This is a genomic window from Spirosoma sp. 48-14, assembly GCF_001898575.1.
Taxonomy (GTDB): Bacteria; Bacteroidota; Bacteroidia; order Cytophagales; family Spirosomataceae; genus Spirosoma.
In genome coordinates, this window is record NZ_MKUD01000058.1 from 159,158 (window position 1) to 180,316 (window position 21,159).

The following is a 21,159-nucleotide window of genomic DNA, read 5'->3' on the forward strand; positions in this document are numbered from 1 at the left end:
CGTATTTTCATGGCAACTGATATTAAGCTGGCTGAAGCCCCCGCAAGTTATGATGGACCCGGTTTTTCAGCTACTTCATTTGATAAAATAATAGGTCTGGCCCGTGCTAATTCGCTTTGGCCATTACCCTTTGCAACTTCCTGCTGTGGTATTGAATTCATGTCGACCATGGCCTCACATTATGATTTAGGTCGTTTCGGCGCAGAGCGTCCAAGCTTTTCGCCCCGGCAGGCCGATATGTTACTGGTAGCGGGAACTATCGCGAAAAAGATGGCCCCTGTTGTCAAACAGGTATATCTACAAATGGCCGAGCCTCGCTGGGTCATTGCGATTGGTGCCTGTGCGTCGAGCGGTGGAATTTTTGATACCTACAGCGTCCTGCAGGGCATCGACCGTATTATCCCGGTTGATGTATATGTACCTGGTTGCCCACCCCGCCCGGAGCAGATTCTGGAAGGTGTACTACAGGTTCAGGAGCTTGCCAAGAACGAATCACTCCGTCGGCGAAATACCGAAGAATACCAGAAGTTACTGAATTCGTATAGCATTCAATAAGTACAGGATGAGTGAATAGATGAGCTGGTAATTTCAGAAGCCTTCTCCCCTATTCACTCATTTGCTTTCACTCATTCACTTTTGCCAATGCTGACCAACGAGGAAGTTGCGCAGACCATCATCAACCAATTCGGCGAAGCCGTTTCCGACTTCGATGACCCATATAACCTGCTGACGTTTTCGACCAGCCGTGAGCAGATTATTCCACTTGTCTCATTTCTGAAGTCGCACTCTACCTATCAGTTCGGTTTTTTGACCGATATTACGGCTATTCATTACCCCGATTCGGCCGGTAAGGAATTTTGCGTGGTCTATCACTTGCATAGCCTAATCAATAACTTCCGGCTACGTATTAAAGTGTACCTCGCTGCCGAAGATGTCCATATCCCGACGATGACAGGCCTGTTTGCTAGTGCAAACTGGATGGAGCGTGAAACGTTTGATCTGTTTGGGATTATTTTCGACGGCCATCCCGATTTACGCCGGATTCTGAACATGGAAGAGATGGACTACTTCCCAATGCGGAAAGAATACCCACTCGAAGACAGCACCCGGCAGGATAAAATAGATGCATTGTTTGGACGATAAATAATAGCGAAAGAACGAAAGAGTGAAAGAGCGAAAAACCATACGCCAGCCACTCTTTCGCTCTTTCGCTCTTTCGCTCTTTAATTATGGTTTCTGAAGAACTCGATATAGCTAACAAAAACTTACCTGCCGAACAAGGCCCGGTTCAGTACGTCAACGAATTGACTACGTTGAACCTCGGTCCTACTCACCCGGCCACACACGGTATTTTTCAGAACGTTCTGCAAATGGACGGTGAGAAAATCGTATCGGGCGAGCAAACCATCGGCTATATCCACCGGGCGTTCGAGAAGATTGCCGAACGACGCCCTTTTTACCAGATTACGACCCTTACCGACCGGATGAACTACTGTTCGTCGCCCATTAACAATATGGGCTGGCATATGACGGTCGAAAAATTGCTAGGGATTGACATACCCAAGCGGGCGCAGTACATCCGGGTTATTATGATGGAGTTGGCACGATTGGCCGATCACCTCATCTGCAACGGGATTCTGGGTGTTGATACGGGGGCGTTTACCGGCTTCCTTTACATTTATCAGGAGCGCGAAAACATCTACGAAATCTACGAAGAAGTTTGCGGTGCCCGGTTGACGACGAACATGGGGCGTATCGGTGGCATGGAGCGGGACTTATCCCCTACGGCTATTCGTAAGATCAAAGAATTGATTCCCCGCTTCCGCAAAGTACTGACCGAGTTTGAAAACCTCTTCAACCGCAACCGTATTTTCATGGATCGGGTGATCGGTGTTGGTGGTATATCGGCAGAACGGGCGTTGAGTTACGGATTTACCGGGCCAAACCTACGGGCCGCCGGTGTCGATTACGACGTTCGGGTTATGAATCCCTATTCGTCGTATGAGGATTTTGAATTCGATATTCCCATCGGTCAAAGTGGCGACACCTATGACCGCTTTATGGTGCGGAATGCCGAAATGTGGCAGAGCTTACGGATCATTGAACAGGCTATCAACAACCTGCCCGAAGGTTCGTATTACGCTGACGCTCCACAATACTACCTGCCTCCGAAGCAAGAAGTGTATAAGAACATGGAAGCCCTGATCTATCACTTCAAAATTGTGATGGGTGAGATCGATGCACCAGTTGGTGAGGTGTACCACGCAGTTGAAGGAGGCAATGGTGAGTTGGGCTTTTACCTGATCAGCGACGGTGGACGCGCTCCATATCGTCTTCACTTCCGTCGGCCCTGTTTTATCTATTACCAGGCTTATCCGGAAATGTGTAAAGGGCTGACTCTATCCGATGCCATCGTGATCATGAGTAGCATGAACGTGATTGCCGGTGAGTTAGACGCCTAGGTATGGCCATAAAGTTCCGCGAAGTTGTTCGTATAATTGAGGACGATGGCTGGTATCAGGTCAGGCATCGAGGAAGTCATCGTCAATTTAAGCATAATACCAAAACGGGCTTAGTAACCATCGCTTATCATAGCTTAAACGATGATGTTCCTGTTGGAACGCTAAATAGTATTTATAAACAGGCTCAGATTGATCTATGAAAAAGTATTTGGTCATATTTGAAAAGACGCCATCCGGGTATGGAGCTTATGTGCCGGATTTACCTGGATGTGTAGCCACTGCGCCGACCAAAGAGGAAGTCGAACGCTTGATTTATGAAGGAATTCAATTTCATATAGAAGGTTTAGAACTAGAAGGGCATCCTATTCCAACCGCGAATTCAGAAGCCGAAACAATGGTTTTTGCCTATTAAATGTATGACAACAGAAACAAACCATTCTGCTATACAATTTACGCCCGAGCGCTTGGAACGGGCGAAGGAAATCATTGCCCGTTATCCTGAAGGCAAACAGAAATCCGCTTTACTTCCTTTATTGCACTTGCTACAGGAGCAGGAAGGCTGGACAAGTGTGGAAGGCATGGATTATGTAGCCCGTATGCTCGACATTCAACCCATCGAAGTGTATGAAGTAGCTACGTTCTATACCATGTTTCACCTTAATCCAGTTGGCAAGCACGTCATCGAATATTGCCGGACAGGCCCTTGCTGCCTGATGGGTGGGGAAGAAGTGTATGCACACCTGAAAACGCGCCTGGGAATTGATGCCGGACAAACAACGGTCGATGGCCGGTTCACACTGAAAGAGGTAGAGTGTTTAGCCGCCTGTGGTATGGGCCCCGTTTTCCAAATTCGGGAAAAATACTATATGAACCTGACCAACGAGCGTGTAGACGAAATTATTGACGAACTGTCGAAATAATCCACTCATGGCAACTAAAATATTAACCGAGCATATTAACGTCCCTGGCATCGAGACGTTCGATGTTTATCGGAAACAGGGCGGGTATACGGGTGTTGAAAAAGCCCTCAAAACCATGACACCCGATGCCATTGTTGAAGAGGTAAAAAAAGCCGGGGTTCGTGGACGTGGGGGCGCAGGCTTCCCGATGGGTATGAAGTGGAGCTTCCTGGCTAAACCCGAAGGAGTTCCCCGCTATCTGGTCTGTAATGCCGACGAATCGGAGCCGGGTACATTCAAGGACCACTACCTGATGAAGAATCTCCCTCACTTACTCATTGAGGGCATGATTATTTCGTCATACGCTCTAGGGGCCAACAAATCGTTCATCTACGTACGGGGCGAATTGATGTATGTCATCCACATCCTCGAAAAAGCCATTGCCGAAGCCAAAGCGAAAGGTTTCCTGGGCAAAAATATTCTGGGTAGTGGTTACGACCTTGAGCTGGTTGTTCAACCCGGTGGGGGAGCTTACATCTGTGGTGAAGAAACAGCCCTGCTCGAATCGCTGGAAGGTAAACGAGGCAACCCACGAAACAAACCGCCATTCCCGGCTGTAAAGGGCCTTTATCAATGCCCAACAGTAGTTAACAATGTTGAATCCATTGCCACTACCTCCTGGATTGTCAACAATGGTGGAGATGCTTATGCTGCCATCGGTATTGGACGTAGTACGGGTACGAAGTTGATTTCGGCCTCGGGTCACATTAACAAACCGGGGGTTTATGAAATTGAATTGGGAGTCCCTGTTGAAGATTTCATCTTTGCCGATGAATGGTGTGGCGGTATTCGGCCTGGGCATAAATTCAAAGCACTAGTTGCTGGAGGTTCATCTGTGCCCATTTTACCGGCCAATCTGGCTTTAACACTAGCTAACGGCGAAAAACGCCTGATGTCTTACGAATCCTTATCGGACGGCGGTTTTGCTACAGGTACCATGCTTGGATCAGGCGGTTTCATCGTGTTTGACGAAACATCCTGTATTGTTCGGAATACGTGGAACTTCTCCCGTTTCTATCACCACGAATCCTGTGGACAGTGCAGCCCCTGTCGGGAAGGAACTGGCTGGATGGAAAAAGTTCTGCATCGTATCGAGTATGGTCATGGACATCAGCAGGACATTGATCTGTTGGTCGATGTGGCTAAAAAGATTGAAGGCAATACGATTTGTCCGCTCGGCGATGCTGCAGCCTGGCCAGTAGCCAGTGCGATCCGGCATTTCCGGGACGAATTTCAGTGGCATATCGACCACCCATCCGAAGCCACCCAACCAGGTGCTGTATATCGGGGGGAGATGGCCCTGATTTAACGTAATTCACATTTCTCTGTCATTATGCCGCTTTTTCTGGTCAGCGTATATAACCTTCTGAAAGCCCAGACCTGGTTACTTACGCTGATTTTTTGTCTGGTCTGTACAGTTGTTATCTTTTTTGTGAAGGTAAAATACTCCATGAGCTATTTGCCCGATATTTCGGGTTCAGAAAGGAGCACAACGTACGGCATCCAGTTGGTAGCCGATGGCCGACCTTTGTATTATAACCCGGAAGTTCCTCCCTTCTGGGTTACCCAATACGCACCGCTTTACTACCGGCTTGTCGGCACTATTTATCGAATAATCGGCTGGGACCCGACGCAGGTGTTTCGTATTCAGTTACTGAGTCGGATGGTCTCTTTCGCGCTGGTGATGGCATCGATGCTGGTTGTTTTCGCTACAGGTTTACGGCAATTGAAACTCCGGCTGGTACAGAATCTAATCCTTTGTTGCCTCGTCTTTGGGGTATTACAACATTGGCATTTGACAAATTCTCGCGTCGATAGCTTGCTCTTTCTTTGCACGACGATGCTGATTTACTGTGCATTGGAAGGACTCAAGAAACCCACAATATGGAATGGCTATTGGATTAGTGCTGCTTTGCTCGCTATTGTTGCTTTTTTCGTGAAGCAAAGTGGCATGATTCACATCGCCATAATCCTGGGGTTTCTGTTCATTACCGCTCAGTGGCGCGTCCTGTTTCGTACCCTGGGTATCATGGCAGCGCTATTTCTGGTGCTGACATTGCTGTGCGATGAAGGGCATATGGGCATTTTCTTTCAGAATTTGTTCATCAGTGTCACCTTACCCCTCTCACCCGGCTGGTTTTACGGGTACACATTCCGCTACCTGATTCCGGCTGCTAGTCTGCTGATTGCCGTGACATGGCTAATCAGTTTAAAATGGTTGTTCACGAGCCTGGATATTCGTCAACAATTTCTTGCTCTGGCGGCCATGTTCTTTTTTGGCTTCGCTACAGTAACCGCTTTCAAACATGGTGCTGCTGTGGGCTATTATCATGAGTTCGCGTATACAGGCTTACTCATAATATTTTGGTATTTTTGTGATGCGATAAAGCTCCCGCGTACGGGCAGCCTAGATCGCTATCTGTTTCCGGCAATGGTATGCATGACAATGCTCTATTTCGCCAGTCAACAGCTAGACAATCATCTGAATACGGACTATGGGTATTATGCCCGGCAGTATCGGGATGAAATGCTTGTAAAATCGTTTGTAGAGCCTCAACTGGCTAAGCAGGATTACGTGGTGGCGCTCATGGGCGATAATTACCGGGGATGGCTGCTTCAGCAAATGCTGTTTCGGCACCAGTTGGCTTATACCGACGACATTATCCGGTTTCTGTATATTGGCAAAAAACACGATTTTAGCCAGTTCGAAAACCTGGTAAAGCAAGGTTCTATTAAATTTATTATTGCGCCTAAAAAGCAACCACTTTATTATTTCGCTTTTGAGTACACATTCAATCCAAAAGATTATGTGCTCCAGAAAGAAATAAGTGGCTATCAGATTTTTAAGCATATTTAATACCGCATCTAATGTGGTAGATTTGTCAACTTAGCAAACGATTATGGCTGAACAGGAAATAAAGCCGCAATTACTGAAAGTCACAATAGACGGTATTGAGGTCGAAGTAGAGCCAGGCACTACCATTTTGCAGGCTGCTCGTAAAATTGGCCCGGCAGTAGCTCCACCGGCCATGTGCTATTACCAGCCCCTGAAAGGCAGTGGCGGCAAATGCCGGGCATGTCTGGTTCGGGTAGCAGCCGGGTCGGCTAAAGACCCCCGCCCCATGCCGAAACTAGTTGCCTCCTGCCTGACGACTGTACAGGATGGCATGGTGGTCGAAAATGAAACCAGCCCGCAGGTAGTAGAAGCTCGCAAAGGGGTGGTCGAGTTTTTATTGCTGAATCACCCTCTCGATTGCCCCGTCTGCGATCAGGCTGGTGAGTGCGATCTGCAAAATTTCGCGTTTGATCACGGCCGCGAGACTACCCGGTATGAAGAAGATCGGCGGACTTTTGAGAAGCATGATATTGGTCCATACATCCAGTTGCACATGACACGCTGCATTCTTTGCTACCGTTGTGTGTTTACGGCCGATCAGATTACGAACAAACGGGTGCATGGTGTAATGGGTCGTGGCGATGCTGCCGAAATTAGTACCTACATTGAAAAAGCCATCGATAACGATTTCTCAGGAAATGTAATCGATGTTTGCCCAGTTGGCGCGTTGACCGATAAAACCTACCGATTCAAAAATCGGGTTTGGTTTACCAAGCCTGTCGATGCGCACCGTGATTGCCCAACCTGTTCAGGAAAGGTAACGCTCTGGTATCGGGGAGAGGATGTGATTCGGGTAACGGCCCGGAAAAACGAGTGGAACGAGGTGACGGAATTTATCTGCAATACGTGCCGCTTCGATAAGAAGAAAACCAGCGACTGGACCATTGAGGGGCCCACAAAAATTTCGCGGAGTTCGGTTATCTCAGCCAATAAGTACCGACGCGATGAAATCAAGCCATCCTTTGGTCAGCGATTGGCAGCGGCCGAGTACAAAGCAATTGATGACGAGCGTGACACCTCACAGTTGGGTATTCAACAACTAGCGCCAGAGCGATTTGCGAAGGTACTCCCATCAGCTCTGGAACCAGAACCTTAATCAGTACTAACCGTTTTTGGTTTTCAGTTTACGGTTGGGCAAACGAAGTATAGCCAACTTGTAAACCGAAAACCAAAAACCGAAAACCGTCAACAATGGAATTACCCGTATTAATCGTAAAAGGCCTGATTATCCTGGTTATTTTCGGGATAACGCTCCTGATTGCGACCTATTCTACCTATGCTGAGCGGAAGGTAGCTGCTTTCCTGCAAGATCGTATCGGCCCGAACCGTGCGGGGCCGTGGGGCCTGTTGCAACCCATCGCCGACGCGGGTAAAATGTTTTTCAAGGAAGATTTTATTCCTGCGCAGGCCAGCAAATGGCTATTTATTCTTGGTCCTTGTCTGGCTATGCTTACCGCGCTGATGTCGAGTGCTGTCATTCCATTCAGCGACAGTATCCGGTTTGCCTGGGATAAGATCAATTACGACATACCCGTTCAGGGCATTGAAATCAACATTGGCGTATTGTACATTTTTGGCGTCGTATCGCTGGGTGTGTATGGTATTATGGTCGGTGGCTGGGCGTCGAACAACAAGTTCTCGTTGCTGGGCGCTATCCGGGCAGCTTCTCAGAACATCAGTTATGAGATTGCTTTGGGCCTATCGCTTATTACGATTCTTATGATGACGGGCTCACTGTCGCTTCGGGCCATCATCGACGAGCAGGCTACATTTTTCGAATGGAACATTTTCACGCAGCCACTCGGCTTCGTCATTTTCCTGACCTGCGCTTTTGCTGAGTGTAACCGGACCCCGTTCGACCTCCCCGAGTGTGAAACTGAACTGGTTGGTGGTTACCACACGGAGTATAGTTCCATGAAACTGGGTTTCTACCTATTTGCGGAGTATATCAATATGTTCGTTTCGTCGGCATTTATCTCGGCACTCTATTTTGGGGGCTTCCACTACCCCTTTATGAGTCTGGTCAACGAAGCCCTGGAAAACTCAATGGGTGCAGTAACTGGTCATAACATTGCTACGCTTATTTGTTTTGTTGTTTTCTTCGCCAAGATTTTCTTCTTCATTTTCTTTTTCATGTGGGTTCGGTGGACTTTACCCCGCTTCCGCTACGATCAGTTAATGAACCTAGGCTGGAAAACGTTTATTCCCCTATCAATCCTCAACGTTGTGATTACAGGCGCGGGATTGCTCTACGATTTTAAATACGCAACCTGGTTAATCGCTATTGTCATGATTGTACTCGCAGTTACGTCGACCAGCCGGGCACCGAAGCGTGAGACTATAGCACAGGGAACCGTTTAAGTTAACCTGTTTTCAAACTGAAAACTGAAAACTGAAAAGCATGCAGTTAACCAATCGCTCAAAACAGGTCAGTAATAAAGAGATGACCCTGGCGGAGAAAATGTACTTACCCGCCGTTGTGGGTGGGTTGGCGATCACCCTTCGCCACTTTTTCCGCAAAAAGGTCACGATCCAGTACCCGGAAGTTAAACGCTATCTGGGGCCTATCTACCGTGGCCATCACGTACTGAAGCGTGACGAACAAGGTCGTGAACGCTGTACAGCCTGTGGCCTTTGCGCCGTAGCCTGTCCGGCCGAAGCGATCTCGATGGTAGCCGCTGAACGTAAAAAAGGGGAAGAAAATCTGTACCGGGAAGAGAAGTATGCAGCTGTATATGAAATCAATATGCTGCGCTGCATCTTCTGCGGCTTATGTGAAGAAGCGTGTCCTAAACAGGCCGTTTACCTTCGTCACGACCGTATGGTACCTGTTTTCCAGGAACGGGATGAAGTTATTTATGGTAAGGATCGGCTGGTCGAAAAAATGGATGATCGCTATATCCGGGTGAACAATTCGGAAGTAAAAGCAACGCCAACCGAACCCAGCTTAACTCGGGCAGCTACCTAGTAAACTTAGCCTTCAGTAGTCATGTATCGTCATTCGGTAGTCATTGATTGTCAATAGCCACGTTTCAATAAATGACCTCAATGACTCCCTAATGACCATTAATGATTTCTAATTATGACCGAAACTTTAGACTTCTTTAAAAACTTAACGCCCACCGGCTATCTGTTTCTGGCATTGACGGCCATTACACTTTTTAGTGCCATTGGCGTTGTAACAGCCCGAAATCCTATCTATAGTGTGTTGGCGCTGATTGCTACGTTTTTCTGCCTGTCGGGCCACTATGTATTGCTGAACGCCCAATTTCTGGCGGCTGTCAATATTATTGTTTATGCGGGTGCGATCATGGTATTGTTCCTGTTTACGATCATGTTCCTGAACCTTCGAAAAGAGGATGAAGAATCGAAAACCAATCTGACAAAAATGGCTTCGGTAATCGTTGGTGGCTTGCTGATGGTGATGCTGATTACCATTTTCCGGGCTAAGAGCGCTCAGATTCCGACGGTCAACCAGATGTCTTTTGACTCTAAAACGGGATTGGTTGAAAACCTGGGGCGGTTGCTATACAATGATTATATCCTGCCTTTTGAACTGGCCTCTGTTCTGTTCCTGGTAGCGATGGTTGGTGCTGTGATGCTGGGCAAGCGCGAAGCAGGCGACCGGCATTTCTGACCGTACAGGTGGCCCTGCAGGATTTACACAGTTTACCTGATTAACCTGATTTTTAGCCGCTCCTGAGAGCGGCTTTTTTTATGGCTAACAACTCAATGATAAGAAATAGTACGATCGTCTCTTTATACACTAAACCCACATGGTATGGTACGGATAATGTTTTTATTACTCATAATCGGCTTACAGGTTACGCTCGCCCAAAAGCAGGTACAGACCGATTCTGTATTGATCGAAGGGCACTATCGGACCTTTCATTTCTTAAAGGCTCCAAAACCAGGTGCCATGCTCATTTTTGTGCTTCATGGTTCAGGGGGTGATGGTCTGGGAAATCGAAAAGGAGCCGCCAAGCTGGAAGAGAAGCAGGATGCAGAAAATCTATTGATCGTTTACCCTGACGGATACAAACGCTATTGGAACGAGTGCCGAAAAACGGCTCAGACCCTGGCCAACAAAGAAGACATCAATGAAAATGCCTTTTTTGAGGCTATGATCCAATATTTCGATAAAAATTACCAGATCAACCTAAAGAAGGTTTTTGCCGTAGGTACATCAGGCGGGGGGCATATGGCTTACAAACTCGCCTTGACCATGCCCGAACGATTTCGAGCCATTACCGCTTTAATCGCCAATTTACCCGATACCAATAATATCGACTGCGTTGAAAAACGCATGGCAATCCCCGTCATGATCGTTAATGGCACCATCGACACAGTTAACCCGTACGAAGGTGGTGAAGTAATAACGGGCGGTATAAGCCTGGGATTGGTCCGCTCTACCGAACGGACGTTTCACTACTGGGCCGATCTGGCTGGTTATACGGGCTCACCGAAGAAAGAACTTCTCCCCGACAATGATCCGAATGACCATAAAACGATCGAGCAGTACACGTACAAAGCCAGGGGCAAACCAGAAGTCACACTCCTTAAAGTTATTGGCGGCAAGCATGACTATCCGAACGATATCAACGTCTATCTGGAAGCACTCGCCTTTTTCAAGCGACAACTGTAGGTGATAAATAATGTCTAATGGATAATGCACAATGACTAATGAATATTGAATATTGAGCCTCGGATGTGTGTCCCACATTATTCATTGTGCATTGTACATTACCCATTTTGCATCATCCCCAAAACTGTCTTTTTGTGGTTTGCCAGAAAAATAGTATGCTTGCATAATAATTTATCAGTAACTGTAATGATTCCAGCAGAAAGTTGGTTATTACAGTGATGTTTCTGCTAAGCCAGTAATCAATAGAACGAATATGGATGCATACATTGTAGCCGGGTATCGTACCGCAGTGGGTAAGGCCCCGCGTGGAGGTCTCCGTTTCACCCGCCCCGATGATATGGCGGCTGAAGTGATCAAGCATTTAATTAGCCAGGTGCCCAACCTCGATCCTGCCAGGGTAGAAGATCTAATCGTCGGGAATGCTGTTCCCGAAGCAGAACAGGGAATGCAGATTGCCCGATATATTGCTCTACTGTCATTGCCTCAAAGCGTTCCCGGTATGACGATCAATCGCTATTGCGGATCTGGTCTGGAAGCTATAGCGATCGCTTCCGCAAAAATCCATGCAGGTCTTGCCGATTGTATTATTGCGGGTGGCACCGAATCGATGTCGCTGGTACCTGTAATGGGCTGGAAAACGGCATTGAATTATGAAATTGCCAAAACGCATCCGGATTACTATATCGGCATGGGACTGACCGCCGAACAGGTAGCCCAGCAGTTTAAAATCAGTCGTGACGCCCAGGACGAATTTGCTCTTGAGTCACATATGAAAGCATTGGCTGCTCAAAAAGACGGTAAGTTTACCGACGAAATCGTTCCGATAAAGGTCGCCGAAACGTACTTCGATGCCGAAAGTGGTAAGAAGAAAACCCGCGAATGGACGGTTGCACAAGACGAAGGCCCCCGGAAAGACACCAGTGCTGAAGGCCTGGCGAAGCTAAAGCCCGTATTTGCAGCTGGTGGGTCGGTAACAGCCGGGAACTCATCGCAAACGTCCGACGGAGCGGCTTTCGTTATCGTCATGTCGGAAAAGCTGGTGACTGAACTTAATCTGAAGCCGATTGCGCGGATGGTGTCGTATGCTACGGCAGGGGTTGAGCCTAAAATTATGGGGATTGGTCCCGTAGCAGCTATTCCCATTGCCCTCAAAAAAGCCGGTTTGAAGCAGGACGATATTGAGCAAATAGAACTGAACGAAGCCTTTGCCGCTCAGGCACTAGCGGTTGTTCAGGAGCTTGGCCTTGACCGCAGCAAAATCAACCCCAACGGAGGGGCTATTGCGCTTGGCCATGCGCTTGGCTCAACAGGTGCCCGGTTGTCGGTTCAATTACTGAATGAGATGCGTCGTCGTGATCAGAAATACGGGATGGTATCTGCCTGTGTGGGTGGTGGCCAAGGTGTAGCCGGTATCTTCGAACGACTGAATTAAGGTACGTTTAACTTCCCGAAAGTTGCGGGCTTTCGGGAAGTTTCATAAAGATGATCTCCCAATTACCCTTAGACTAAAAAATTAATAGTATGCTTGCATACTATTTTTGAAATGATTTTATTTGTTTCGAAATAGTATGCAAGCATAACAAAATTCCTGACACATGATTGCGACAGAACCTAAAGCCTCAATCAAAGGGGGCGAATTTCTGATAAAAGAAACCGAAGCCTCACAGGTATTTATTCCCGAAGAATTCACCGAAGAACAGCAGATGATTGCGGCTACCTGCCGTGAGTTTCTGGAACGCGAAATTTGGCCGCGCCTGAATGAAATCGATAATGCCAAATCGCCGGAGCTGATCTCATCACTCATGGACAAAGCCGGTGAATTAGGCCTTTTAGGTACGTCGGTCCCTGAACAGTACGGCGGCTTCGGTACTAATTTCAATACATCCATGCTGGTGGCCGAAACCACCGGCGCTGGGCATTCATTCTCCGTAGCCCTGTCGGCTCATACGGGTATTGGTACTTTGCCTATTGTTTACTACGGCAACGAAGAGCAAAAAGCGAAATACCTCCCCAAACTGGCTAGCGGTGAGTGGAAAGCCGCTTACTGCCTGACCGAGCCCGATTCAGGATCGGATGCCAACTCAGGAAAAACGAAAGCAATACTGACTGAAGATGGCAAACATTACGTTCTGAACGGGCAGAAGATGTGGATCACCAACGGTGGTTTTGCAGACCTGTACATTGTTTTCGCCAAAATTGAAGAAAACGGCCAGACGGACAAAAATCTATCCGCATTCATTGTAGAGCGCACCTACGAAGGCATTACAATGAATGAACCTGAGCATAAAATGGGTATCAAAGGCTCCGATACCCGTCAGATTTTCTTCAACGATGTAAAGGTTCCTGTCGAAAACCTGCTGTCGGAACGCGGTAATGGCTTCAAGATCGCGGTAAATATTCTGAATATTGGCCGGATCAAGCTGGGCATTGCGGCCGTTGGCGGCTAAAAGGAAGTGATTAATAATGCCATCCGCTATGCCAACGAACGGAAGCAGTTTAAAACCGCCATTGCCAACTTCGGGGCTATCAAGCATAAGCTGGCCGAAATGGCCATTAAAGTGTACGTATCCGAAACGGCATCGTACCGAGCTGGGCAGAATATCGACGACCTGATCGAAGACCTGAAAGCCAACGGCATGGAAGATGGTGCTGCAAAGCTGAAAGCGCTCGAGCAGTTCGCCATCGAATGCGCCATCATGAAAGTTCACGGTTCCGAAACCCTCGATTATGTGGTGGACGAAGGGGTTCAGGTCTATGGCGGTATGGGCTACTCAGCCGACGCTCCCATGGACCGGGCGTATCGCGATGCCCGTATCAACCGGATTTTCGAGGGTACAAACGAGATCAACCGGATGCTCATCGTCGACATGCTCCTCAAACGGGCTATGAAAGGCGAACTTGACCTGATGACACCCGCCATGGCAGTTGCTAAAGAAATCATGTCGATTCCAGACTTTAGTTCGGATGAGGAAGAAGGCGTGTTCGTTCCCGAGAAGAAAGTGCTCAGAAACCTGAAGAAAGCGGCCTTAATGGTTGCGGGCGCGGCTGTTCAGAAGTTCATGATGACCCTATCAGACGAGCAGGAAATCCTGATGAACGTGGCCGACATGGCAATCGAGATCTATGCCGCTGAGTCGGTACTACTCCGGGTGGAAAAACTGATCGGCAACAAAGGTGAAGAAGCCGTAGCGCTACAGAAACAAATCGCCCTGGTGTATCTCCATGAAGCCGTTGAAAAAGTAGCTAGTGCCGGACGGGCCGCCGTTACGTCGTTTGCCGAAGGCGATGAACTACGCGGTATGCTTATGGGTCTGAAACGGTTTACCAAGATTGACCCAATGAATTGTAAAGATGCCCGCCGTCAGATTGCCGACGCTATGATTGCGGAGAACAAATATATTTTCTAATCATCAGCAGCTAAAGTTCGACGGGCCGACTCTGTTTCAGGGTTGGCCCGTTTGTGTTTATCAAAGTCATCAACCTAGCTCAAAATTCGCCCTTTCAACTACTTCTTTCACTATCTTTGGCTAAACTTATTATCAGGATAAGCGCTGTAATTTATGTGATTCACGAACTACAATCCATTATATACTCATTATGCAAACTACCATAGAGGTAAGCGATCAATTGCTCCGAGAAAGTATGGAGTTGAGCCATATTGATTCGCCAGAAGAACTTATCCATCAGGCATTATATGAGTTTCTGCGAAAGCTTAAAAAACGTGAATTAGCCAATTTGCGCGGTGTTATCAACTGGGAAGGCGATCTAAGCCAAATGCGTACAACACCCGATGAATGATTTGTTGTTCGATAGCTCTATATGGATCGACTATTTCCGACGAGTAATCAACCCTAAAACAGACATTTTGCACACGGCTTTGTTGTCGGACTGGCCAGTCTGGATATGCCCACCTATTTGGCAGGAGGTGCTACAAGGTATTAAATCAATAAACGAGTTACGCGCTGTACACGACAAATTCAATTATTTGGAGCGTTTGCAAGTTGATGCCTATGAGCAGGCCGACCGAGCGGCTACTCTGTACAGGGTTTTACGCCAACAGGGTGTAACTATTCGTAAACCAAACGATTGTCTGATTGCAGTTTATGCTCTGCGATTTAATTTACGAGTTGTACATAATGATGTAGATTTTGACCGAATTGCTAGCCATTTACCAATTAGCGAGGGGATTCTACGCCTGTATTCATGATCACAACGTGACGACGTAAATACTGCGTTATCGCTCCTCCACAAAACCCCATACTATAGCCGATTTGGCTGTTCATTCATTGTGACTGCACGGAATCGGAAGGTTCATCTTCGCTATCATCAGTTCTAGCCCATACTCAGTTCAACAGTAGATAGAATTAAGCTCTGCCTAACACTAGCACCTAAGCGTGTACAAAGGCGGACAGCCTGTGTCCGCTTACGGACATTGGTTCATCTACAAAACCGGCCCTATGGAGCATAAATGGCCATTTATGAAGTTGGCCACCTATTTGCTATACAAATGAGTAGGATACTATTTATGTACTCATGAAAGGTGCTCAACTAGGCGAGTTTGAAGAGATTGTTTTGCTGACGATTGCCTTGCTCTATGATGATGCCTACAGTGTAGCCGTCATGGAAGAGCTTAGCAACCGACTAGAACGCCCTATGCGCCTGGGGGCTGTTCATCGTACTATGCAGCGACTCGAAGAAAAAGAACTGGTCCAGTCACGGTTTGGCGAATCGACAGCCGAACGGGGTGGACGACGTAAACGGCTCTTTACCGTAACCACTGCGGGTGAACAGGCGTTGCAGGAAGCGCGTAAAATTCGGAATGACCTTTGGGCCGATATACCTAAAGCTGCTTTTGGAGGGAGCCTGGCATGAAGTCGACGCCAACAACGCACAATGCCGGGCAGAACGTAAAGCCTCCCCGCTGGGCAAACTGGCTTATGGAACGCATTACCGCTCCGCATTTACGCGAAGAACTTCAGGGCGATATGGAAGAGCTTTTTCATAGACGCGCCCATCGCCATGGCGCCACCAAAGCCCGGTTTATGTATGCCTGGGATTTATTACTGCTCATACACCCAAGGCTCTGGCGACGTGAACCAGAACCTACGTTCAAACCTCGTTATACGAAATACAGTGACGTTTCTAAACCCTTATCGTTTCATCCAGTCATGGTCCGCAATTATCTAAAACTCGCTTTTCGCAATCTCACCAAGTACAAGGGATATTCGGCCATCAACATTGCCGGGCTGGCTGTCGGTATGGCCGTAACAATGCTGATTGGCATTTGGATACAAGACGAAGTATCGGCCAATAAGCATCATAAAAACTACGAAACCCTCTATCAGGTCAAACTGAACCAAACATTTGATGGGCAACGGGGCACGCAGGACGCTATACCGTTTCCATTAGGCGACGAATTAAAAACCAAGTATCCCGACTTTAAAGCCGTGGCGATGTACCAACGGTCAGAAGGGACACGTTCGTTGATTGTTGGTGATCAGAAATTCCTCAAAAATGGGATTTATATTGGCCAGGATGCCATTGACATGTTTTCACTGTCTATCCTGAATGGCGATAGAAACCCACTAAAGGAACCCTATTCAATCGTCCTTACGGATGAAACGGCCCGAACGCTTTTCGGAAATCAGGACCCCATTGGCAAGATTGTTCGAATCGACAATTCTGTCGATCTGAAAGTAACAGCCGTGGTAGCCAAACAGCCAGCCAATGCTACGCTTCAGTTTGATTATTTATTGCCCTGGCAATTGCAGGAGGCTCGCTTTGACTGGGTAAGAAATAAGGCGAAAACCGACTGGCGAAACAACGATTGGGGCGTATTTGCGCAGTTGAAAGAGGGCATCGATCCAGCACAAACCAACGCAAAAATCAAAGATGTAATCCTGACTCATTTAGCCGCGAACGACCCTACGTCGAGAAACCAGGTCAAGCCTGAAGTTTTCCTGCACCCTATGGCCAAATGGCGGCTTTATTCAGAGTTTACGGACGGGAAGAATACCGGAGGCTTCATTAAATATGTACGACTATTTAGCATTTTCGGTCTGTTTATTCTGGTCATTGCGTGCATCAATTTTATGAATCTCAGCACAGCCCGTTCCGAAAAACGAGCCAAAGAGGTTGGGGTCCGAAAAGCGGTGGGGTCTGGTCGCGAGCAGTTGATCGGGCAGTTTTTAAGTGAGTCTATCCTGATTGCGGGCATGGCGTTGGTCATAGCCTTAGTCATTGTTCTGGCTTCGCTGCCTTTTTTCAATACACTCACGGAAAAATCGATGACGATCGAATTCGGGAATCCCCTGCTCTGGGGCGGCACACTAGCATTTACTTTATTTACAGGATTGTTAGCCGGTAGTTATCCAGCTCTGTATCTGTCGTCATTCAGTCCCGTGAAGATTCTCAAAGGGACTTTTCAGGTTGGTAAAGGCGCTACATTACCCCGGAAAATTCTGGTGGTTGTTCAGTTTGCCTTTTCCATTTCACTGATGATTGGCACTATTATTATTTATCAGCAACTGGAACATGGCAAAAACCGTCCGCTTGGCTTTACAAAGGCAGGTCTTATTTCGATTAACTCGTCTAAAAGTTTGCTTGATCATTACGACGCCCTTCGAGACGAATTAATGGCCACTGGGGCTGTATCCTCTATTTGTAAAACCAATGCACCGCCAACCCAATGGTGGAGCAGTAACAGTGGCTGGAAATGGAAAGGCGCAGGTCCCGCCGATGAATCCGTCATTTTTACAACCATCGCGACCAGCTACGACTACACCAAAACAATGGGAATCAAGCTCAAAGAAGGGCGGGATTTTTCGAGAGCGTTTGCGACCGATTCGGCAGGGGTTATTTTGAACGAAGCGGCTGTCAAACGCATGGGTCTGAAACACCCAGTCGGCGAACGAATGCGTTGGGCAAATAGAGACTGGACCGTTGTTGGCGTAGTACCCGACATCGTCGTAGAATGGTCGCCTTACCGCGCTGTTGCACCGATGACAATCATCTTTGCTAAAGATTGGGTTAATTTTATCGACCTGCGCATCAATCCGGCCATGTCACCTTCCGCAGCTATCGACAAAATCCAACCCATTTTCGACAAATACAACCCGGCTTATCCATTCGACTATCAGTTTGCGGATGTCGAATACGCCAAAAAATTCCGATACGAAGAACTCGTTGGTAATCTTTCGGCTGTCGTCTGCTTACTGGCCATCTTTATTTCGTGTCTGGGTCTGTTTGGTCTGGCCTCGTTTATTGCCGAGCAACGCACCAAAGAAATTGGCGTCCGGAAGGTATTGGGCGCCAGCATCGCGAATCTGTGGGGCTTATTATCGAAAGATTTTGTTCAGTTGGTGATTATTGCCTGCCTGATCGCTTCACCTATTGCCTGGTATGCAATGAATCAGTGGCTGGAAAGCTATACCTACAAAATAACGATTCATATCAGCGTATTTGTAGGCGTATTAGCCATAGCTTTGTTAATTACCTTATTAACGGTCAGTTACCAGGCCCTTAAAGCTGCTTTATTAAACCCGGTAAAGACGCTGAGAAGCGAATAAGCACTGAACATGGCGAAAAAGCGAACGTTTCTACGAGCAGAGTGGCGTAATCTGTTGATGCTCAACTATGAAGTAGACCCAGCCATACTGACTCCGCATTTACCCCCGGCTACCGAACTCGATTTCTGGCAGGGGAAGGCGTTGGTCAGTATGGTTGGATTTCGCTTTCTGGAAACGGCCGTTTTGGGCATAAAATGGCCCTGGCATACTAATTTTGACGAAGTCAATCTACGTTTTTACGTTCGGCATTTCGATGGTCAGCAATGGAAGCGGGGCGTTGTGTTCGTTAGCGAAATCGTGCCCAGACCTATCATCGCTACCGTAGCCAATGTACTCTATCACGAGCGTTACCAGGCGCTACCTGTACGCCATACCATTCAGTCCCTTGATACTCATTCTCAGTCTATTCAATATGAATGGAAGGTAAAAGACCGCTGGAACAAACTGGGCGCAACGGTGAGCACGGATTTACAGGTTATGCCGCCGGACAGTGCCGAAGCGTTTATTTTTGAACATTACTGGGGCTATAACAAACTGAGCGAACGAAGCACACACGAGTATCAGGTCGAGCACGTTTCCTGGCAAATTGCCGATGTTCATAATGCCTATCTGGACGCTGATGTCGCCCACTTATACGGGAACGAATTCGTTCCCTTTCTAGCTCAACCTCCGCATTCAGCCTTTTATGCCGATGGTTCGCCTGTTTCGGTCCGAATTGCTGGTAAACTCCATATTTAATTTAATCGTTGCCAATCCTACTGACATAAGGCTGTCACTACAACGCGTGATCTTTGTTGTGATCATTCACCAAAACAACAAATCATGACAACGCAACTGTCGATTCCCGAAAACGCACTGGCGATCACCGAAACACAGCCCTTCACCGCTCTTGGCTTCACCACCCGCGCAACTTTACAAACCCTCTCGCAGCACGCACCCGGGGTAGCCGAAAGTCTATACAAGGAAGCTAACCTGTTGGGTTTGACCGTGACTGGCCCAATTCATTGGCTTTACACCGATGTCAACGGCAACGAAACCCATGAATTCCAGTTAGAGATTGTCTTGCCAATTGCGCAACCGGGAGCCCCATCCGACCACTTTTTCTACAAAGACTATCCTTCCTTTCGATGTGCTACGTACACCTATACGGGTCCCTGGAGCGATTTTGGTGCGGTATATGATGCGCTATTCGGTCAGTTTCATCGGAACGGTTATCAGAACGATGGGCGCGTTCGTGAGGTGTACACGGTTGTCGACCTTCAGAATCAGGGCAATTGCATAACCGAGATTCAGATTGGCCTTTAGCTAATTAGAGCCGTTTTCCCCTAAACAACAAAGACCCGAAGCTGGTAGAAAACCTGACTTCGGGTCTTTGTTTAAGGCTCAGTAACGTACTGGGTTTACCAACCGGCTATTCATGAAAAAGCAATCCTCTACTTCCCGACGAGATTTTCTACGCAACTTAGGTGCCGGGGCATCAGCGCTCTCGCTTCCAATGCTCGGCTATGCCGATAACGAATTTGTAAAAAACGAATCCAGCGGACTGTATTCATTACGGCCAAACGCTTTGGGACAGCCCGGCCGCAAGCTGGGTATTGCCCTGGTCGGGCTGGGTTATTACAGCACTAATCTACTGGCGCCTGCGTTGCAACAAACCCAGAATTGCCGTTTAGCCGGTATCGTGACGGGGACTCCCTCAAAAGCCGAGCAATGGATGCAGAAGTACAACATCCCCAAAGCGAATGTATACGACTATAAAACCTTCGATCGTATTGCCGACAATAAAGATATTGATGTAGTATATGTAGTGCTTCCCAACTCAATGCACGAAGAATATGTAATACGGGCGGCAAAGGCGGGTAAGCACGTCATTTGCGAAAAACCCATGGCAATTACCGCTAAAGAATGTCAGAATATGATTGATGCCTGTAAGAAGGCGAACAAACAACTGGCGATTGGCTATCGACTTCACTATGAGCCATTTACCAAAGAAGTGATGCGACTAGGTCAGGAAAAAGTATTTGGTGCCGTTAAATTCATCGAAAGTAGCGACGGGTTCCGCAGTGGCGATCCAAACCAGTGGCGGCTGAAGAAAAGTATGGCCGGGGGTGGCCCACTCATGGATGTAGGCATCTATGCCGTACAGGGCGCCCGCTACGTAACGGGTGAAGAACCGATCTCTGTAACGGCTCAATTTGCCCCCAAAACTGATCCACAGAAGTTTAAGGATGTTGAGGAAACCATGTTCTGGCAGTTTGAATTTCCGGGAGGTGCCGTTTCAAACTCCACTACCAGCTATGCAGCTGGTGTTGAACGGCTCTATGCCTCCTGTGAAAAAGGATGGTTTGAGCTATCGCCTGCTTTTGGCTACGGCCCGCTGAAAGGTCGTACCAGCAAAGGACCTATTGAACAACCTGTAGTGAATCATCAGGCAGCGCACATGGACGGCGTTTGCAAAGACCTTCTGGACGGCAAAAAACTACCCGATCATGTGACCGGTGAAGAAGGGCTACGCGATGTCCGATTATTACAGGCCATTTATCAGGCTGCCGAAACAGGCCGAAAGATTAATCTGAAAGCGTAAAGGCGACGTTTACCATTCGTCAAATAATTAGCCCTGCCTGATCAG

General features: G+C 47.7%; 21 protein-coding genes and 1 pseudogene. All 22 read left to right on the plus strand.

Features of this window, described 5'->3' with window-relative positions; translation table 11 throughout:
* Positions 1–9 precede the first annotated feature (9 nt).
* Positions 10–555, plus strand: coding sequence for an NADH-quinone oxidoreductase subunit B (locus BGO59_RS25415; RefSeq protein WP_020596472.1), 546 nt, complete (start codon positions 10–12; stop codon positions 553–555).
* An 87-nt stretch (positions 556–642) separates the two neighbouring features.
* The gene (locus BGO59_RS25420) at positions 643–1,143 is read left to right on the plus strand and encodes an NADH-quinone oxidoreductase subunit C (RefSeq protein ID WP_293688262.1); all 501 of its coding nucleotides are present in this window, start codon (positions 643–645) and stop codon (positions 1,141–1,143) included.
* Positions 1,144–1,229: 86 nt separating this feature from the next.
* The gene (gene nuoD / locus BGO59_RS25425) at positions 1,230–2,462 is read left to right on the plus strand and encodes an NADH dehydrogenase (quinone) subunit D (RefSeq protein WP_080053825.1); all 1,233 of its coding nucleotides are present in this window, start codon (positions 1,230–1,232) and stop codon (positions 2,460–2,462) included.
* 2 nt (positions 2,463–2,464) lie between these two features.
* Entirely contained in the window at positions 2,465–2,662 is a 198-nt protein-coding gene (locus BGO59_RS25430) for a type II toxin-antitoxin system HicA family toxin (RefSeq protein ID WP_293688265.1), read from the plus strand.
* A complete protein-coding gene (locus tag BGO59_RS25435) occupies positions 2,659–2,874 on the plus strand; it encodes a type II toxin-antitoxin system HicB family antitoxin (protein WP_080053824.1) in 216 nt (71 codons plus the stop codon). The genes BGO59_RS25430 and BGO59_RS25435 overlap by 4 nt, the downstream gene beginning before the upstream one ends.
* 4 nt (positions 2,875–2,878) lie before the next feature.
* Positions 2,879–3,382, plus strand: coding sequence for an NADH-quinone oxidoreductase subunit NuoE (gene nuoE / locus BGO59_RS25440; RefSeq protein WP_020596468.1), 504 nt, complete (start codon positions 2,879–2,881; stop codon positions 3,380–3,382).
* A 7-nt stretch (positions 3,383–3,389) separates the two neighbouring features.
* Entirely contained in the window at positions 3,390–4,730 is a 1,341-nt protein-coding gene (nuoF, locus tag BGO59_RS25445) for an NADH-quinone oxidoreductase subunit NuoF (RefSeq protein ID WP_293688275.1), read from the plus strand.
* 24 nt (positions 4,731–4,754) lie between these two features.
* Positions 4,755–6,278: a hypothetical protein gene (locus BGO59_RS25450; RefSeq protein WP_293688278.1), complete on the plus strand. Its 1,524-nt coding sequence runs from the start codon at positions 4,755–4,757 to the stop codon at positions 6,276–6,278.
* Between the two features lie 43 nt (positions 6,279–6,321).
* Positions 6,322–7,413 (plus strand): 2Fe-2S iron-sulfur cluster-binding protein, encoded by a 1,092-nt coding sequence (locus tag BGO59_RS25455; RefSeq protein ID WP_293688281.1) that lies wholly within the window; start codon positions 6,322–6,324, stop codon positions 7,411–7,413.
* 95 nt (positions 7,414–7,508) lie between these two features.
* On the plus strand, positions 7,509–8,678 hold the full coding sequence (gene nuoH, locus BGO59_RS25460; RefSeq protein WP_293688284.1) for an NADH-quinone oxidoreductase subunit NuoH: 1,170 nt from the start codon (positions 7,509–7,511) through the stop codon (positions 8,676–8,678).
* A 40-nt stretch (positions 8,679–8,718) separates the two neighbouring features.
* Complete coding sequence (locus BGO59_RS25465) at positions 8,719–9,285, plus strand: NADH-quinone oxidoreductase subunit I (RefSeq protein ID WP_020596463.1); 567 nt, start codon at positions 8,719–8,721, stop codon at positions 9,283–9,285.
* Positions 9,286–9,399: 114 nt separating this feature from the next.
* Positions 9,400–9,954, plus strand: a complete 555-nt coding sequence (locus BGO59_RS25470; protein ID WP_080053818.1) for an NADH-quinone oxidoreductase subunit J — start codon at positions 9,400–9,402, stop codon at positions 9,952–9,954.
* A 144-nt stretch (positions 9,955–10,098) separates the two neighbouring features.
* Positions 10,099–10,962: an alpha/beta hydrolase-fold protein gene (locus BGO59_RS25475; protein WP_293688289.1), complete on the plus strand. Its 864-nt coding sequence runs from the start codon at positions 10,099–10,101 to the stop codon at positions 10,960–10,962.
* A gap of 253 nt (positions 10,963–11,215) precedes the next feature.
* The gene (locus BGO59_RS25480; RefSeq protein WP_293688292.1) at positions 11,216–12,394 is read left to right on the plus strand and encodes an acetyl-CoA C-acyltransferase; all 1,179 of its coding nucleotides are present in this window, start codon (positions 11,216–11,218) and stop codon (positions 12,392–12,394) included.
* Between the two features lie 163 nt (positions 12,395–12,557).
* Positions 12,558–14,369, plus strand: a pseudogene (locus tag BGO59_RS25485) (acyl-CoA dehydrogenase family protein).
* A gap of 190 nt (positions 14,370–14,559) precedes the next feature.
* A complete protein-coding gene (locus BGO59_RS25490) occupies positions 14,560–14,760 on the plus strand; it encodes a type II toxin-antitoxin system VapB family antitoxin (protein WP_293688295.1) in 201 nt (66 codons plus the stop codon).
* Positions 14,753–15,169, plus strand: a complete 417-nt coding sequence (locus tag BGO59_RS25495) for a PIN domain nuclease (RefSeq protein ID WP_293688298.1) — start codon at positions 14,753–14,755, stop codon at positions 15,167–15,169. Before BGO59_RS25490 ends, BGO59_RS25495 begins: the two co-directional genes overlap by 8 nt.
* Before the next feature lie 326 nt (positions 15,170–15,495).
* Positions 15,496–15,834, plus strand: coding sequence for a helix-turn-helix transcriptional regulator (locus BGO59_RS25500; protein ID WP_293688301.1), 339 nt, complete (start codon positions 15,496–15,498; stop codon positions 15,832–15,834).
* Entirely contained in the window at positions 15,831–18,530 is a 2,700-nt protein-coding gene (locus tag BGO59_RS25505; protein ID WP_293688304.1) for an ABC transporter permease, read from the plus strand. Before BGO59_RS25500 ends, BGO59_RS25505 begins: the two co-directional genes overlap by 4 nt.
* A gap of 9 nt (positions 18,531–18,539) precedes the next feature.
* Positions 18,540–19,268 (plus strand): DUF2071 domain-containing protein, encoded by a 729-nt coding sequence (locus BGO59_RS25510; RefSeq protein WP_293688307.1) that lies wholly within the window; start codon positions 18,540–18,542, stop codon positions 19,266–19,268.
* An 84-nt stretch (positions 19,269–19,352) separates the two neighbouring features.
* Positions 19,353–19,835, plus strand: a complete 483-nt coding sequence (locus tag BGO59_RS25515) for a GyrI-like domain-containing protein (RefSeq protein ID WP_293688310.1) — start codon at positions 19,353–19,355, stop codon at positions 19,833–19,835.
* Positions 19,836–19,947: 112 nt separating this feature from the next.
* Positions 19,948–21,114, plus strand: a complete 1,167-nt coding sequence (locus BGO59_RS25520) for a Gfo/Idh/MocA family oxidoreductase (protein WP_080053811.1) — start codon at positions 19,948–19,950, stop codon at positions 21,112–21,114.
* Positions 21,115–21,159: the final 45 nt, after the last annotated feature.

Bases quoted from the DNA above. Each gene is read 5' to 3' on its own strand.
- BGO59_RS25515 (WP_293688310.1), top strand. From the start codon at position 19,353: ATGACAACGCAACTGTCGATTCCCGAAAACGCACTGGCGATCACCGAA.
- BGO59_RS25480 (WP_293688292.1), top strand. From the start codon at position 11,216: ATGGATGCATACATTGTAGCCGGGTATCGTACCGCAGTGGGTAAGGCC.
- nuoF (WP_293688275.1), top strand. From the start codon at position 3,390: ATGGCAACTAAAATATTAACCGAGCATATTAACGTCCCTGGCATCGAG.
- nuoD (WP_080053825.1), top strand. From the start codon at position 1,230: ATGGTTTCTGAAGAACTCGATATAGCTAACAAAAACTTACCTGCCGAA.
- BGO59_RS25430 (WP_293688265.1), top strand. From the start codon at position 2,465: ATGGCCATAAAGTTCCGCGAAGTTGTTCGTATAATTGAGGACGATGGC.
- BGO59_RS25505 (WP_293688304.1), top strand. From the start codon at position 15,831: ATGAAGTCGACGCCAACAACGCACAATGCCGGGCAGAACGTAAAGCCT.
- BGO59_RS25510 (WP_293688307.1), top strand. From the start codon at position 18,540: ATGGCGAAAAAGCGAACGTTTCTACGAGCAGAGTGGCGTAATCTGTTG.
- BGO59_RS25455 (WP_293688281.1), top strand. From the start codon at position 6,322: ATGGCTGAACAGGAAATAAAGCCGCAATTACTGAAAGTCACAATAGAC.
- BGO59_RS25420 (WP_293688262.1), top strand. From the start codon at position 643: ATGCTGACCAACGAGGAAGTTGCGCAGACCATCATCAACCAATTCGGC.
- BGO59_RS25470 (WP_080053818.1), top strand. From the start codon at position 9,400: ATGACCGAAACTTTAGACTTCTTTAAAAACTTAACGCCCACCGGCTAT.
- BGO59_RS25415 (WP_020596472.1), top strand. From the start codon at position 10: ATGGCAACTGATATTAAGCTGGCTGAAGCCCCCGCAAGTTATGATGGA.
- BGO59_RS25475 (WP_293688289.1), top strand. From the start codon at position 10,099: ATGGTACGGATAATGTTTTTATTACTCATAATCGGCTTACAGGTTACG.
- BGO59_RS25500 (WP_293688301.1), top strand. From the start codon at position 15,496: ATGAAAGGTGCTCAACTAGGCGAGTTTGAAGAGATTGTTTTGCTGACG.
- BGO59_RS25465 (WP_020596463.1), top strand. From the start codon at position 8,719: ATGCAGTTAACCAATCGCTCAAAACAGGTCAGTAATAAAGAGATGACC.
- BGO59_RS25450 (WP_293688278.1), top strand. From the start codon at position 4,755: ATGCCGCTTTTTCTGGTCAGCGTATATAACCTTCTGAAAGCCCAGACC.
- BGO59_RS25520 (WP_080053811.1), top strand. From the start codon at position 19,948: ATGAAAAAGCAATCCTCTACTTCCCGACGAGATTTTCTACGCAACTTA.
- nuoH (WP_293688284.1), top strand. From the start codon at position 7,509: ATGGAATTACCCGTATTAATCGTAAAAGGCCTGATTATCCTGGTTATT.
- BGO59_RS25435 (WP_080053824.1), top strand. From the start codon at position 2,659: ATGAAAAAGTATTTGGTCATATTTGAAAAGACGCCATCCGGGTATGGA.
- BGO59_RS25490 (WP_293688295.1), top strand. From the start codon at position 14,560: ATGCAAACTACCATAGAGGTAAGCGATCAATTGCTCCGAGAAAGTATG.
- BGO59_RS25495 (WP_293688298.1), top strand. From the start codon at position 14,753: ATGAATGATTTGTTGTTCGATAGCTCTATATGGATCGACTATTTCCGA.
- nuoE (WP_020596468.1), top strand. From the start codon at position 2,879: ATGACAACAGAAACAAACCATTCTGCTATACAATTTACGCCCGAGCGC.